Below are 14,369 nucleotides of genomic sequence, written 5' to 3'. Positions count from 1 at the left end.
CGGGGCAGGGCCGGGGCCGCCCGCGCCCGGCCTCAGATGTTGTACGTGTTCTGCGCCCGCTCCAGGCCGTCCACGATCAGCGCCTCCACGGCGTCCGCCGCCCGGTCCACCTGGTAGTCGAGCTCCTTGCGCTCGGTGGACGAGAAGTCCTTGAGCACGAAGTCCGCCACCTGCATCCGGCCGGGCGGCCGGCCGATGCCGAACCGCACCCGGCAGTAGTCCGGGCCCAGGGCCTTGGTGATCGACTTCAGGCCGTTGTGGCCGTTGTCGCCGCCGCCGAGCTTCAGCCGCAGCGTCCCGTAGTCGATGTCCAGCTCGTCGTGGACGGCGATCACCCGTTCGGCGGGCACCTTGTAGAAGTCGCGCAGCGCGGCCGTCGGCCCGCCGGACAGATTCATGAACGACATGGGCTTCGCGACCACGACCCGGCGGCTGGAGAGCCCGGGCGCGCCGAGCCGGCCCTCGACCACCTGCGCCCGCGCCTTGTGCGCCTTGAACTTCGCGCCCATGCGCTCCGCGAGCAGGTCCGCGACCATGAACCCCACGTTGTGGCGGTTGCCCGCGTACTCCGGCCCGGGGTTGCCCAGGCCCACGATCAGCCAGGGGCTGGAGTCGTCCGTCATCTGCATGTCTCCTTCATAGCCAACCGCTCAAAGCCGACCGCCGCCCCACTCCGGTGGAGCGGGACGGCGGTCGAAAGAAAAGCCGGGAGGGGCGAGGATCAGGCCTCGGCGCCCTCGGCCGGGGCGGCCTCGGTGGAACCGGCGACGACGTGCAGGACGACGGCGTCGGCGTCGACGGCCAGGGCGACACCGGCCGGCAGGACGACGTCCTTGGCCAGGACGGAGGCGCCGGCCTCAAGGCCCGCGATGGAGACGGTGACGGCCTCGGGGATGTGGGTGGCCTCGGCCTCGACCGGCAGGGCGGTCAGGGTGTGCTCGAGCAGGTTGCCGCCGGGGGCCAGGTCGCCCTCGGTCTGGACCGGGACCTCGACGGTGACGGTCTCGCCGCGCTTGACGACCAGCAGGTCGACGTGCTCGAGGAAGCCCTTGAGGGCGTCACGCTGGACGGCCTTGGGGATGACGAGCTCGTCGCGGCCCTCGATGTCCACGGACAGCAGGACGTTCGGGGTCTTCAGAGCCATCATCAGGTCGTGGCCCGGCAGGGTGATGTGGACCGGCTCGGAACCGTGGCCGTAGACGACGGCGGGAACCTGGTTGGCGCGGCGGATGCGGCGGGCGGCACCCTTGCCGAACTCGGCACGGACCTGGGCGGGGATCTTGATCTCAGCCATGGTGCACTCCTCGTGAGCAGCTGATCGATGGACCGTTACCCGGCCACATACGGACCTGCTACGAAGAGCGCGTCGATAACGGACCGCCGCACATGAGTGCGGCCTCCCTCGCCGAGCAACTCGTGGAGTGTACCCGGCGGGGGAGGCCGCTCAGAAATCGATCAGGGCCGTGCGCTCACAGGCCGATCGTTTTTGCAGCCGGCAGGTCAGGGCTGCCGGAGGCTCACTGCTCCTCGAAGAGGCTCGTGACCGAGCCGTCCTCGAAGACCTCGCGCACGGCGCGCGCGATCGTCGGGGCGATCGACAGCACCGTGATCTTGTCGAGCTCCAGCTCACCCGGGGTCGGCAGGGTGTTGGTGAAGACGAACTCGCTCACCTTGGAGTTCTTCAGGCGGTCCGCGGCGGGGCCGGAGAGCACACCGTGCGTGGCCGTCACGATGACGTCCTCGGCGCCGTTGGCGAACAGGGCGTCCGCGGCGGCGCAGATCGTGCCACCAGTGTCGATCATGTCGTCGACCAGGACGCAGACGCGGCCCTTCACGTCACCGACGACCTCGTGCACCGTCACCTGGTTGGCGACATCCTTGTCACGGCGCTTGTGGACGATGGCGAGCGGGGCGCCCAGGCGGTCGCACCAGCGGTCGGCGACGCGCACGCGGCCGGCGTCCGGGGAGACGACCGTCAGCTTCGAGCGGTCGACCTTGGCGCCCACGTAGTCGGCGAGGATCGGCAGCGCGAACAGGTGGTCGACCGGGCCGTCGAAGAAGCCCTGGATCTGGTCCGTGTGCAGGTCGACCGTGAGGATCCGGTCCGCGCCCGCCGTCTTGAACAGATCGGCGATCAGGCGGGCCGAGATCGGCTCACGGCCGCGGTGCTTCTTGTCCTGGCGGGCGTAGCCGTAGAACGGCACGACCACGGTGATGGAGCGGGCCGACGCGCGCTTCAGCGCGTCGATCATGATCAGCTGCTCCATGACCCACTTGTTGATGGGAGCCGTGTGGCTCTGCATCAGGAAGCAGTCCGCGCCACGCGCCGACTCCTGGAAGCGGACGTAGATCTCGCCGTTGGCGAAGTCGAATGCCTTGGTCGGGACCAGGCCGACGCCCAGCTGGTGCGCGACCTCCTCGGCAAGCTCGGGGTGGGCGCGGCCGGAGAAGAGCATCAGCTTCTTCTCGCCGGTCGTCTTGATCCCGGTCACAGCACAGTCTCCTTGGATGTCGCTTTGTGTGCGCTTATCACGGTACGCCCCGCACGGCGCACCCGTGTCACGGTCACTGCTCGCCGTCGGTCTCCCGGCGAGCGGCGGAAGCGGCCTGTGCGGCTGCGCTTCCCGGGCGCTTACGTGCCACCCAGCCCTCGATATTCCGCTGCTGTCCACGTGCGACGGCCAGCGAACCCGGGGGCACATCCTTGGTGATGACCGAGCCGGCGGCGGTGTACGCGCCGTCCCCGATCGTGACCGGAGCCACAAACATGTTGTCCGATCCGGTGCGGCAGTGCGAGCCGATCGTCGTGTGGTGCTTGCTCACACCGTCGTAGTTCACGAAGACGCTCGCCGCGCCGATGTTGGAGTACTCGCCGATCGTCGCGTCACCGACGTACGACAGGTGCGGCACCTTGGTGCCCTCGCCGATCTCGGCGTTCTTCATCTCGACGTAAGCGCCGGCCTTCGACTTCGGGCCGAGCTTCGTCCCCGGGCGCAGGTAGGCGAAGGGGCCGACGATCGCACCCTCGCCGATCAGCGCGGAGTCCGCGACGGTGTTGTCGACGCGGGCGCCGGCGCCCACGGCGGTGTCCGCCAGGCGCGTGTTCGGCCCGACCTCGCTGCCGGTGGCCAGGCTGGTGGCGCCGGTCAGCTGGGTGCCGGGGTGGACGAGCACGTCGGGCTCGAAGGTGACGGTGACGTCGATCCAGGTCGACGCCGGGTCCACGACCGTCACGCCGCTCATCATCGCCGCGTGCAGCAGCCGCTCGTTGAGCAGCTTGCGGGCCTCGGCGAGCTGGACGCGGTTGTTGATCCCCAGGATCTCCCGGTGGTCGCCGCCGACCGCGGCGCCGACGCGGTGCCCGGCCTCGCGCAGGATGCCCAGGACGTCGGTCAGGTACTCCTCGCCCTGGCTGTTGTCCGTGCGCACCTTGCCGAGCGCGTCCGTCAGCAGCTGGGCGTCGAACGCGAACACCCCGGAGTTGATCTCCCGGATCGCGCGCTGCTCGTCCGTGGCGTCCTTGTGCTCGACGATCGCGGTCACGGCGCCGCTGCCGTCGCGGACGATCCGCCCGTAGCCCGTCGCGTCGGGGACCTCGGCGGACAGCACGGTGACGGCGTTGCCGTCGGCGGCGTGGGTGTCGCTGAGGGTCTTGAGCGTGGCGCCGGTCAGCAGCGGGGTGTCGCCGCAGACGACGACCACGGTCCCGTCGAGGGCGATCCCGCTGTTCGACAGCTCCTCGAGGCCCATGCGCACGGCGTGGCCGGTGCCGTTCTGCTCGTACTGGACGGCGGTGCGGACCTCGGGGTCGATCTGCGCGAGGTGCGCGGAGACCTGCTCGCGTGCGTGCCCGACGATCACGACGAGGTGCTCGGGGTCCAGCTCGCGGGAGGCGGCGACGACGTGTCCGACGAGGGAACGTCCGCAGATGGCGTGCAGGACCTTGGGGGTCGCCGACTTCATGCGGGTGCCCTCACCCGCTGCGAGAACGACGACGGCTGCCGGGCGGTTGGCGCTCACGGGTGTGCCCTTCGGCTTCGGGTGGTGGACATCCGAAGGATACCGGTGCGTTTTACTGCTGAAACGCGGGCGGGTCCCGACCTGGCGGTCGGGACCCGTGCTGCCAGCTCCCGGGGAAGGAATCGAACCCTCATTCAATGAACCAAAATCATTTGTCCTGCCATTAGACGACCCGGGATGGTTCGCCCGTGATGCCCGATTCACTTGATCGGACGCGCTTGCAGCCAACACTATGCCGTACGGCCGCCCGTCGACGCGACGGTGCCGGGCACCCCGGCCGGGCCGCGAGGGCGGGAACGGCCGGGAAATGGGGTGGCGGCCTTCCGTAGTCTGGGTGGTATGACCACAACGGGGGCAAACGCGGAGGCGGGCGCGCGCGGCGCGCCGGACGGGCCTTGGTGGTGGGCGCGGCGGCGCAGCATGGTGTTCGACGTCGTGCTGGCGCTGGTGTCCGCCCTGGAGTGCGCGGCGGAGGGCGCCGGATTCGCGGACGAGCACGGGGGCCCGATGGCGCTCGGCATCGTGGTGGGGGCGCTCGTCGGCGGCACGCTGCTGTTCCGGCGCCGGTGGCCGGTGGCCGTGGTGCTGCTGGGCATCGCGATCACCCCGGCCGAGCTGGGCTTCCTGCTCGGCATCGTCGGCCTGTACACGCTGGCCGCCTCGGACGTGCCGCGCCGGCTGACCGTCTTCCTCGCCGGTGTGTCGGTGGCGGGGACGTTCCTCGTGACGTTCATCAAGTTCCAGCGCGACATAGCCGCCGGGGAGGGGTACCAGCCCGGCCCCTGGATGATGCTGTTCTTCGCGACGCTGGTGGCGCTGGGGCTCACGGCGCCGCCCGTGCTCCTGGGGCTCTACGTGGGGGCGCGGCGCAGGCTCGTGGAGAGCCTGCGGGAACGCGCGGACGGCCTGGAGCGCGAGCTGTCGCTGCTCGCGGAGCGGGCCGAGGAGCGCGCGGTGTGGGCCCGCAACGAGGAGCGCACGCGGATCGCGCGCGAGATGCACGACGTGGTGGCGCACCGGGTGTCGCTGATGGTCGTCCACGCGGCCGCGCTGCAGGCGGTGGCCCTGAAGGACCCCGAGAAGGCGTCGCGGAACGCGGGCCTGGTGGGCGACATGGGCCGGCAGGCGCTGACGGAGCTGCGCGAGATGCTCGGCGTGCTGCGGACCTCCTCCGAGGGCATGGTGACGGAGGCGTCCTCGGCGGCGGACTCGCGCCGGCTCGCGGAGGTCGCGGCGGCGGCCTCGGCGCGGGTGTCCGCGGGCGTGGGCGCCGCCGCCGCGGGCGGGACCGCCGCCGGGGTGAGCGACCTGTCTGCGTCCGGTGACGGTCCGTGCCTGGACGGCTTGGAGGATCTCGTCGGCCAGTCGCGGGCGGCGGGCATGGCCGTCGAGCTGTCCGTGGAGGGCGTGGAGCGCTCGTACGGCGCACGGGTGGAGAGCACGGCGTACCGCGTGGTGCAGGAAGCGCTGACCAACGTCCACAAGCACGCGCCGGGGGCGAAGGCCGTCGTGCGCGTGGCGCACCGCGGGGACGAGGTCGCGCTGCAGGTGGAGAACGGGCCGTCGGAGTGCGGCGCCCCCGCGCCGGGCCTGCCGAGCGGCGGCAACGGCCTGGTGGGGATGCGCGAGCGGGTCTCGGCGCTGGGCGGGGTCTTCGTGTCGGGCGCCACGGACGCGGGCGGCTTCCGGGTGTCGGCGGTGATCCCGGCGATCGCGGAGGGCGGGGCCGCGCCGGCCTGAGGCCCGTATGACGGGGCCCGCCGGCCCGCAGCCCGGACGGCGGGGCCCGCCGGTCCGGACGAGGCCGGTTCCCGCCCGCCTTTTGGCCGGTTCGCGTTGCTCCGGTCAGCGGCGTCCGGTGCCCGCCGACAGCCGCGAGGGCCGGGTGCCGTTGACGAGCGTGGCGATGGCGTGGTCGATGTCCGAGCCGAGGTACCAGTCGCCGGTGTGGTCGAGGCTGTAGACGCGGCCGTGGGCGTCGATGGCGAGCAGCGCCTGCCCGTCCGCCTCCTGCCCGAGCGGGCACACCTCGGCCCCCAGCGCGCGCCCCAGGTCGGCGATGGTGCGCGCGAGGTGGAGCCCGTGCAGCGGGTCGATGTGGAAGGGCGTGGGGGCGATGTGCCGCCCGGCCCCGGTCCCGGCGATGTGCAGGCCCCCGAACTCCGCCCAGGCCTCGACGGCGGCCGGGAAGACGGTGTGCCGGTGCCCGGCCGGGGAGGTGTGGGCGCGCAGGGCGTCGGCCCAGTTCTCGGCGGCCTTGATGTCCCAGCGCCCGGGCTGCCACCCGGCCTCGCGCAGGGCGGCGTCCACGGCGGCGGGGAAGCGGGTGGCCGCGGTGCGGTCGAAGGCGCGCATGCCGTTCAGCCCCTGTCCTTGGTGAGGGAGGCCTTCGTGGCGGCCTTGGAGATGACGGCCTTGGCGGGGGAGGCCTTCGCGGGGGCGGCGGGGTCGACGCTGCGCACGCCGAAGTGGCTCAGCAGCTCCGTACAGGAGCGGCAGGGCGCGGCGTACGCGCCGTGCCGCGGGTCGCCCTCCTCGCGGATGTGCCGGGCCGTGAGCTTGGCGTGCTTGAGGGCGCGCCGGGCCTCGCCGTGGGTCAGCGGTTTGCGGGAGGCGCGTTTGCTGCGCGCGCTCTCGAAGGAGCCGAGGAAGCGCGTAAGGAGGAGCGCCTCGGGGCAGCGGCCGGTGAAGCGCTCGCGCCGGTCGCTGGTGAGGGTGTCGAGGAAGTCCTGGACCAGCGGGTGCAGCGCCGGAGGCACCTCGGCCTTGCCCGCGGTGCAGGTCAGCGTCTCTCCGCGGACGGAGAGGGCGGCGGCCACGGCGGGCAGTATGCCGTCCCGGCGGTGCAGCAGGGCGGGGGGCCGGTCGGCGTCCTCCGTGCTCCAGGTGAGCCGGGGATCGCCGGAGGCCGCCGTGCCGTGGTCGTCGGCGGGCGGTCGGTCCTGAGTCGTGTGCATGGTGGTTCTTCCCTCCCTGCAATCCCCCTGTTGCGGAGGTCAGCCTGCCAAACGGGACGGCAGGTGCGGAAGTCAGGTCGGGGTTGGCGGGGCGTCGTGTGATGTTCATGCGTCGGATGACCGGACCGGTGGGGCCGGCGGCGCGGCGGCCGGGAGGGGTTCACGGGGCGTGACGGCCGGGCCGGCGGCCGGGCGGCGGCGGTGCGGGCGGACCGGGGCGCGGTCCCCTCCTTGCGGTACCGCATAGGCTGTGCCGCACGGGGTGTTCTCGGCCATGGGGACACCGGCCGGCCGGGCCGCCCCGTGGCCCGGACGGGGGTCCGGTGACTCGCGGCGACCGCCGCGTTCGTCGGGGCCTTTCGGAGACACACAGTCAGCAGGGGGCTTCCGCCATGACGACAGGTCGGCTCGGGCAGCAGGCCGCGCCACCGAATGCGGCCTACGCCGGGCAGGTCGTGCACTTCCCGGACCCGGTCCGCGCCAGCCGCTATCCCAAGGGAGTGCGGATGGACGACGAGGGCCGTCCGGACTTCTCGCCGTACGCACGGGCCGCCGCGGAGATCGCGGAACCGCCCGAGGGTTTCGGCGTGGACGAGCTGCGGCTGACCGACTACGTGTCGGCGAACGCCGCGCTGCACGCCGCGGGCCACGAACTGTGGGCCAGCCTGCCCTCGGTGGCCACGCCGCACGGCTGGACGTGGCACCACGTCGCGGGCACGCGCCGGCTGGAGCTGGTGCCCGCGGAGGTGAAGGCGCTGCTGCGGCACCACGGCGGGCTGGCGACGGCCGCCGTGGACCAGGACAAGCGGGGCACGCGCCCGCTGCAGGAGACCCGGCCGGTGCACTTCGTGCTGCCGCAGCGGGACCTCGCGGTGACCGAGGAACAGGTGCAGGGCGTCGAGGAGGACCTCGGCTACCGCCTCCCGGGCGCGTACCGGGCGTTCCTGAAGGCCGCGGGCGGCTGCGCCCCGGTGGGCGCCGCGCTGGACGCGGAGCTGGGCCTGCTGATCGACCAGCCGTTCTTCACCGTGCGCGACGAGGCGGCCGTGAACGACCTCGTCTACGTCAACAAGTGTCTGCGCGACCACTTCACCAAGGACTATCTGGGCGTGGGCTTCGTCCAGGGCGGCGTGCTCGCCGTCAAGGTGAAGGGCGAGGCGATCGGTTCGGTGTGGTTCTGCCCCTACGACGACGCGCGCGACCAGGACGGCTGGACGGTGCAGGAGCGGGTGGAGCGGCTGCTGCTGCCCTGTGGTGAGGACTTCGACGTGTTTTTGTCGCGCTTGGCGGGTGGTCCGCCGGAGCTGGAGACGGTCGCCGGCCTGATGGTGGACGGCGGCTTCGCCTACGCCGTCCCGGTGGAGGGGTGAGCGCGCGGTGGTGACGTTCGCGCAGGCGCAGGAGCGCGGTGAGCGCTGGGCCAACGGTGACGTGCCGGCGTACCAGCACCGGGAGGTGCGGGTCCGCGAGTTCGACCTGGGCTTCGTGGTGTGGGCCGAGGACCGCGAGGACGGTCCGACGTCGGACGGCGGCCTGGTCCGGCTGGTGATCGCCCGGGACAGCGGGGAGACGACGCTGTGGCCGGCGCTGCCGGTGGGCGAGGTCATCCGGCGCTACGAAGAGGAGTACGGGGCCGTGCCCGTGGAGGAACCGGAACCGTCCGACGCGCCGCCGAAGCGGCTGGACCTGAACGCGACGTCGTTCCTGCTGAGCCCGCCGCAGTGGCTGCAGGACGCGGCGGACGCGATGGGGATCCCGGACCGCAGGACGGACGGGGGGACCTCGGGCGGCACGTCCGGCGGTGCGTCCCGTACGTCCGACACGTCCGGGGGCTCGGCCGCGGCGGCGCGTTCGGGGGCTTCCTCGGATGCGTCGCAGGGCGGACCGGCGCCCGTGCCGCCGCCTGCGCCGGCGCCTGTGCCTGTGCCTGCGCCGAGCGCGCCGGGCGCACCGAGCGAGCCTGCTGTTCCTGCGGCGCCGCCGGCTGCGTCCGACGGCCCGGCAGCCCCTGCTCCGGCGGTGCCTGCGCCCGCTCCCGTGCCCGCTGCGGCGTCCGGGGAACCGGAGCACGCCACGCCGTGGGCGGCGGCCGCCACGCACACCGCCGATGACGACGACCGCTCGGTCGGCCTGCCCGCCACGGTGCTGGCGCCTGCCCTGTCGGGCACGGACGAGGACGACACGCCGCCTCCGGGCGTCGGCCCGGAGGCCAAGACGGCCCTGATGGCGTCCGGCAGCGCGCTGCCGAAGACGGCCATCGCGCCCGCGATCGACGGCCTGCCGGCGGGCGGGGGAGCGAGCGGTGCGCCCGTTCCGCCGCCCCTCGGTCCCGGTGCGCCCGGGGCTCCGGTTCCGCCGCCTCCGGGTCCGGGTGCCGGTGCGCCCTACGTCCCCGGGCAGCCCGGCGCTCCGGTGCCGCCCGGTGCCGGTGCTCCGCAGGCGCCCGGGGCTCCCGTGCCGCCCGCGCCTCCCGGCGCTCCGGGTGCCGCCGCTGCTTCCGCTGCGCCCGGGATTCCCGGTCAGCAGCAGCCCGGTGCGGGCGCTGCGACGCCTCCCGGCGCTCCTGCCGCGCCCGCTGCTCCCGGGGCTCCGGGGCAGCCGGGGGCCGACGCTCCCACGCCGCCCGGTGCGCCCGCGGCGCCCGGTGGCGGGGTGCACCACGCCGCGACGATGCTGGCCGGTCCCGGCACGCCGGGCATGCCCGGCGCCGCGCCTGCCGCGCCCGGCGCCCCCGTACCGCCTGCCGCGCCCGGTCAGCCCACGCCTCCTCCTGCCGGACCCGGCGGGGTGCACCACGCGGCGACCATGCTCGCCAGTGCGCCCGGCGGACCGGCGGCCCCTGCCGCGCCCGGCGCCCCCGGTGCTCCCGGCGCGCCGGGCCGGCCCCCGGCCGCCCCCGGCCGCCCGGGGACCCCGCAGCAGGGCCCCGGTACGCCGCCCCCCGGCCCCGGTGGGGTGCACCACGCCGCCACCATGCTCGCGAGCCCCGGCGGGCCCGGCATGCCTCCGGTACCGCAGGGGCCGGCCGCTCCGCAGGCCCCGGCCGCGCCGCAAGGCGCCGCCCCGGCGTACGGCTACCCCCAGGCGCCCACCGGTCTCCCGACCGTCGGCCCGGGCTACATGGCGGTCCTGCGCTACCGCGCGCACGACGGTTCCGAGCAGCAGCTCATCCGGCGCAGCGCGCCGGGCACGCCGCACCCGGAGTGGCAGATCCTGCACGAGCTGATGGGGCTGAACGTGCCCCGCGAGCAAGTGCTGGAGCTGCACACGGAGCTGGAGTCGTGCGACGGCCCCGGCGGCTACTGCGCCCGCATGGTGCGGGAGAACTGGCCGCAGGCGACGATCAGTCACACGGCCGCCTACGGCCGCGACCACGCCACGCGCCAGCAGGGCGTCCGGCACCTGATCGAGCATCAGGGTGAGCTGCACCAGGTCGCGGACGGCCCGGCCCGCCCGGCGCCGAACCGGGTGCCGCTGCCGCAGCCCGGTCAGGTGCAGCAGGCGCCGCCGGTCGGCCCGGACGTGGTGGCCCGGGAGCTGGCCGAGTCCTTCGGCCCGCAGGGCGTGTTCCGGTTCGAGCAGCGCGCGGTGTCGCGCCAGGGCGTGCCGGACGTCGTCGCGCAGACGCTGGTGTGGGCGGGCGTGCCCGTGGACTGCGGGCCGTTCTTCTGGGGCCAGGCGCAGCCGGGCCGGCCGGTGCCGACGCTGGCGGAGCTGGCGGCGGAGCGGCGCGTGCAGGCGGCGCCGGACGCGGGCTCGTACCTGGTGATGGGCACGGACTTCGGCAAGCAGCTGTGCGTGCAGTACGGCACGGCGCACATCGTGGCGGTGCCGCTGGAGGCGGGACCGGGCGGTTCGTCCGTTCCTCCGCAGTTCGTCAACACGAGCCTGCCTCAGTTCGTTCGCTCTTTGGCGCTGCTCGGGAAGATGTGGCGCTGGCGCTACGGATTGACGCCGGAGCAGGCGGGCCGCTGGACGGTGGATTTCCAGGAACAGCTGATGGCGCTGGACACGGCCGCGTTGGCTTCGCCGGAGAACTGGTGGTCGGTCCTGGTGGAGCAGATGTGGGACGGCCTGTTCTAGCCGCGGCGGCGGGGCGTTGAGGGCGCGGGGCGTCCGATCCGGGATGAGGGTCGGACGCCCCGTGTCGTAGGTTGGCACATCCTTGACACAGGAAGCGGGCGGAGTGTCGCGTCATCGGCACTTCCCGTGGTCCGGGGATGATGTGCGCCAGACTGCGTCACATACCGGACATCCGGGATATAAGGGGCTTCAAGGATGAGTGCATCGGTGTCTCCCGACGGATTCTCCGTCGTACGGGGCCGGGGTTACCGGCCCGAGCAGGTGGATCGCGCTCTCGCCGAGTTCGCGCGGCAGCGGGACGCGGCCTGGGAGCGGGTGGCGCGGCTGACCGTACTCGCGCGCGAGATGGAGGAGGAGGCCCAGCGCCTCGGGCAGGTGGTGGCGCAGCTCCCACCCCAGACGTACGAGACGCTCGGCCAGCGGGCCCAGGGCCTGCTCGTCACCGCCCAGGCCGAAGCCACCGGGCTGCGGGAGCGGGCCGAGGCCGCGGCCGCCGAGATGATGGACGCGGCGGAGGCGCACGGGCGGGCCGTCCGGGACGCCGCGCACGAACAGGCGACCGCCCTGCGCGCCGAGGCCGACGAATGGGCGCGGCAGGCCCTCGTCGCCGCCGAGACCGTCGCCGACGACGTCGTCGCCGTCGCCCGCCGCGACGCCAAGCAGCGGCGCGAGGACGCCGCGGCGGCGCTCACCGAGATGCGGGAACGCACCGCCGCCGCGCTCGCCGAGCAGGAGAAGGACCACGCCGAGCGCTGGGAGACCGCCGGGCGGGAGATCGCCGAGCGGGAGGCCGCGCTCGACACGCGTATCGCGGCCATGGAGGAGTACGCGCGCAACGCCCTCGCCGAAGCGCAGCGGCGCTACGCGGAGGCGGAGGAGGCGGCGCGGCACGGGCAGGAGGACGCCGACGCGCAGGGGGCCGCCCTGATCGCGCAGGCGCGGGTCCGCGAGGAGCGCGTCGTGCGCGACGTGGAACGCATCCTCCGCGAACACGAGGAACGCCGCGAGGAACTGCGCGCCCACATGGCCCACGTCCGCCACAGCCTGGCGGCCCTCACGGGCAAGCCGGTGGCGGAGGATCTGGGGGCGGGGGACGCCTGACCGCCTGCGCGGCAGGCCCCGCACAAAGGGTGCCCGCACCCTCGAATCCGCCGCCGCGGCGGACAACCACGACGGCGGAGTCCGGCGGTGCCCGCCGGGGCCGAGGCGGGTTCGGCACCGCCGAGTGCCGCCGTTGTGGCTGAGCGCCGGTGCGGCGGATTGAAGGATGCGGCTGCATTCTCCGGCTCGGCCGTAGGCCGAGTTCGTCCTGTCGGCAGGTCAAGGGTGCCCGGACCCTTGGATCCGCCGCCGCGGCGCGCAACCGCGACGGCGGAGTCCGGCGGTGCCGTGCGGCGCGGAGGCTACTTGGCCGGCGCCGGAGGCGTGGACGTTGCCGGGGGCGTCGACGCCTCCGGTGCCGTCACCGTCAGCTGGATGATCAGCACCGCTCCGTCGGCCGTCTCCAAGCGCAGCGCATACGCGCCCGTCTTGTCGTCCGTCAGCAGCTTCGGGAGCGTCAGGACGCCGTCCTTGTCCGTCGTCCCCGCCTTCAGGATGCGCACCGGCTTGCCGTCGGTGCCCTTGAAGTAGGGGCCGTCCTCCGGCACGGCCTTTCCGTCCGGCTTGGTCACCGACACGGTGACGCCCGCCCCGATCACGTCCTTGCCGCCCTCGCCCAGGACCTTGATCTGGATGCGGTCGGCGAACGCGCCGTTGGGTGCGGCCTTCAGTTCGGGCTTGCCGACGACGTCGATCTGCTTCGCCGCCCGCACCTTGACCGTGCCGGCGAACTCGACCGCCGGGATGTCCCGGCCGACGACCGTCGCCGTCAGCGTGACGTCGCCGTTCTTGAGCCCCGCCACGAGGCTCGGTGCGGTGGCCGTGCCGTCCTTCGCGGTGGAGACGGTGATCGACGTCGAGCCGTCCGCGAACGCGGCCCCGGCCCCGCCGGTGACCTCGAACCGTACGCGGGCGTCCGCCACGGCCTTGCCGGACTTGTCCTTGACCAGGACGCGGGCCTGCTCCTTGAACTTCTCGCCGGCGTAGGCCTCCCAGGCGCGGGTGTCGCCGATGCGCTCCAGACGGCTCGCGGGGGCGGGCGGGACGGGCTTGTTGTCCCCGCCTCCGGGCTTGTTGTCCCCGCCGCCACCGGGCTTGTGCGTGCCGCCGTCGCCGGGCTTGCCGGTGCCGCCCCCCGGCTTGCTGCCGCCGCCAGGCTTGTTGTTCCCGCCGTTCGACGGCGGTGTCTGCTTCGAAGGGGGCGTCTGCTTCGGCGGCTTGGGGGACGCACCGGACGCCGGAGGCGCCGACGGCCCCGACGGAACCGCCGGAGTCCCGCTCCCTCCAGGCGTGTTGCCCGACGGCTTGCCCGAGGGGTCGGGCAGGGAGGGCACATTGCCCTCCTTGTAGGCGCGCATCCAGGACGTGACGGCGTTCACGTACTCGCGCGAGGGGTTGTAGCTGAGGATCGCCTTGTCGAGATCCGCGGCGTTGTTCATGTCCTTGCCGCCCGCGCACAAGTACTTGGCGGTGCCGAGCGCGGCGTCGTAGATGTTGTTGGGGTCCTTCTTGCCGTCGCCGTTGCCGTCGGCGCCGTAGAGCGCCCAGGTGGACGGCAGGAACTGCGTGGGACCGACGGCCTTGTCGTAGACCGTGTCGCCGTCGAGCGCGCCCCCGTCGGTGTCCTTGATGAGGGCGAAGCCGTTGCCGTTGAGCTGCGGGCCGAGGATCGGCTTGTCCGTGGTGCCGTCGGACGTCATGCGGGTGCCCTGGTAGGTCCCGTGGTGCGTCTCCACGTTGCCGATGCCGGCTATGAGCTCCCAGGGCATGTGGCAGCCCGGCAGGTCGGCGGCGGCGCGCTGGGCGGCCTTGCGGTAGGCGTCCAGGGCGGTCGCGGGGATGCCCGTGGTGGCGTCCTTGGCGTCGTTCTTGCCGTCTCCGCGCGCGCCGGGCAGGCCGCCGGGACCCTTGGGTCTGAGGTCGGGCAGCGTGAGGTTGGGGTTGCCGTGCGGCAGGCCCTGCGGGTTCTTGGGGTCCTTGGCGGGGTCGTCCGAGTCCGCGGTGTTGTGCGCGGGACTGACGCCGACCGCTGCCGTGAGGCTGGCTACGAGCAGGGCCGTGCACAGACCCTGCCGGGAGACGCTGGCAGCGCGCGTAGGGAGAATCTTCACGATGCTGCTTCCTTCGGAGACCTGCGGCCCGTGCGAAGGGGTGCACGACTTCCCCCCTCGGCCATAACCCCGAACACTAATTCCCTGTGGCCCCAAT

At 73.6% G+C, this 14,369-nt stretch carries 11 protein-coding genes and 1 tRNA gene; 4 read left to right on the top strand and 8 right to left on the bottom strand.

Translation table 11 applies throughout. From position 1 onward, the window contains the following. Positions 1-32: 32 nt before the first annotated feature. The 5 genes from pth to NQU55_RS24100 all read right to left on the bottom strand — a co-directional run bounded on the left by pth (position 33) and on the right by NQU55_RS24100 (position 4,198). Complete coding sequence (pth, locus tag NQU55_RS24120; RefSeq protein ID WP_168093187.1) at positions 33-623, bottom strand: aminoacyl-tRNA hydrolase; 591 nt, start codon at positions 621-623, stop codon at positions 33-35. 98 nt (positions 624-721) lie between these two features. After that, positions 722-1,294, bottom strand: coding sequence for a 50S ribosomal protein L25/general stress protein Ctc (locus NQU55_RS24115; RefSeq protein WP_168093188.1), 573 nt, complete (start codon positions 1,292-1,294; stop codon positions 722-724). A gap of 223 nt (positions 1,295-1,517) precedes the next feature. Beyond that, entirely contained in the window at positions 1,518-2,492 is a 975-nt protein-coding gene (locus tag NQU55_RS24110) for a ribose-phosphate diphosphokinase (protein WP_168093189.1), read from the bottom strand. Between the two features lie 73 nt (positions 2,493-2,565). Then, positions 2,566-4,020 carry a bifunctional UDP-N-acetylglucosamine diphosphorylase/glucosamine-1-phosphate N-acetyltransferase GlmU gene (gene glmU / locus NQU55_RS24105; protein WP_168093190.1) on the bottom strand — a complete coding sequence of 485 codons (1,455 nt, stop codon included), beginning with the start codon at positions 4,018-4,020 and terminating at the stop codon, positions 2,566-2,568. A 107-nt stretch (positions 4,021-4,127) separates the two neighbouring features. Continuing rightward, positions 4,128-4,198: transfer RNA gene (locus tag NQU55_RS24100), tRNA-Gln, on the bottom strand. Between the two features lie 161 nt (positions 4,199-4,359). On the opposite strand from NQU55_RS24100, the gene NQU55_RS24095 reads away from it, so the two are divergent. Further along, the gene (locus NQU55_RS24095; RefSeq protein WP_168093191.1) at positions 4,360-5,760 is read left to right on the top strand and encodes a sensor histidine kinase; all 1,401 of its coding nucleotides are present in this window, start codon (positions 4,360-4,362) and stop codon (positions 5,758-5,760) included. A gap of 105 nt (positions 5,761-5,865) precedes the next feature. On the opposite strand, the gene NQU55_RS24090 is transcribed toward NQU55_RS24095, so the two are convergent. Together NQU55_RS24090 and NQU55_RS24085 are read right to left on the bottom strand one after the other, a co-directional pair. Beyond that, positions 5,866-6,375 (bottom strand): SUKH-3 domain-containing protein, encoded by a 510-nt coding sequence (locus NQU55_RS24090; RefSeq protein WP_168093192.1) that lies wholly within the window; start codon positions 6,373-6,375, stop codon positions 5,866-5,868. A gap of 5 nt (positions 6,376-6,380) precedes the next feature. Continuing rightward, positions 6,381-6,977, bottom strand: coding sequence for a YwqJ-related putative deaminase (locus tag NQU55_RS24085; protein WP_168093193.1), 597 nt, complete (start codon positions 6,975-6,977; stop codon positions 6,381-6,383). A gap of 392 nt (positions 6,978-7,369) precedes the next feature. Here NQU55_RS24085 and NQU55_RS24080 point away from each other — a divergent pair, with 392 nt between their 5' ends. From NQU55_RS24080 to NQU55_RS24070, 3 genes are all read left to right on the top strand, one after another. Continuing rightward, on the top strand, positions 7,370-8,347 hold the full coding sequence (locus tag NQU55_RS24080; RefSeq protein WP_168093194.1) for an HNH endonuclease: 978 nt from the start codon (positions 7,370-7,372) through the stop codon (positions 8,345-8,347). Between the two features lie 7 nt (positions 8,348-8,354). Continuing rightward, positions 8,355-11,060 (top strand): SUKH-4 family immunity protein, encoded by a 2,706-nt coding sequence (locus NQU55_RS24075; RefSeq protein WP_256791090.1) that lies wholly within the window; start codon positions 8,355-8,357, stop codon positions 11,058-11,060. Between the two features lie 207 nt (positions 11,061-11,267). Beyond that, positions 11,268-12,161 carry a coiled-coil domain-containing protein gene (locus tag NQU55_RS24070; protein WP_308402268.1) on the top strand — a complete coding sequence of 298 codons (894 nt, stop codon included), beginning with the start codon at positions 11,268-11,270 and terminating at the stop codon, positions 12,159-12,161. Positions 12,162-12,463: 302 nt separating this feature from the next. On the opposite strand, the gene NQU55_RS24065 is transcribed toward NQU55_RS24070, so the two are convergent. After that, positions 12,464-14,272, bottom strand: coding sequence for a lytic transglycosylase domain-containing protein (locus NQU55_RS24065; protein WP_256791089.1), 1,809 nt, complete (start codon positions 14,270-14,272; stop codon positions 12,464-12,466). Between the last annotated feature and the right edge of the window lie 97 nt (positions 14,273-14,369).

This window comes from Streptomyces telluris (genome assembly GCF_024519335.1).
Lineage (GTDB): Bacteria > Actinomycetota > Actinomycetes > Streptomycetales > Streptomycetaceae > Streptomyces > Streptomyces telluris.
Note: the sequence above shows the minus strand (reverse complement) of the source record. Positions and strands in the feature narration are given on the sequence as shown.

Coding starts and splice junctions, on each gene's coding strand:
- pth (WP_168093187.1), bottom strand. CDS start 623: ATGACGGACGACTCCAGCCCCTGGCTGATCGTGGGCCTGGGCAACCCC.
- NQU55_RS24115 (WP_168093188.1), bottom strand. CDS start 1,294: ATGGCTGAGATCAAGATCCCCGCCCAGGTCCGTGCCGAGTTCGGCAAG.
- NQU55_RS24095 (WP_168093191.1), top strand. CDS start 4,360: ATGACCACAACGGGGGCAAACGCGGAGGCGGGCGCGCGCGGCGCGCCG.
- NQU55_RS24090 (WP_168093192.1), bottom strand. CDS start 6,375: ATGCGCGCCTTCGACCGCACCGCGGCCACCCGCTTCCCCGCCGCCGTG.
- NQU55_RS24085 (WP_168093193.1), bottom strand. CDS start 6,977: ATGCACACGACTCAGGACCGACCGCCCGCCGACGACCACGGCACGGCG.
- NQU55_RS24080 (WP_168093194.1), top strand. CDS start 7,370: ATGACGACAGGTCGGCTCGGGCAGCAGGCCGCGCCACCGAATGCGGCC.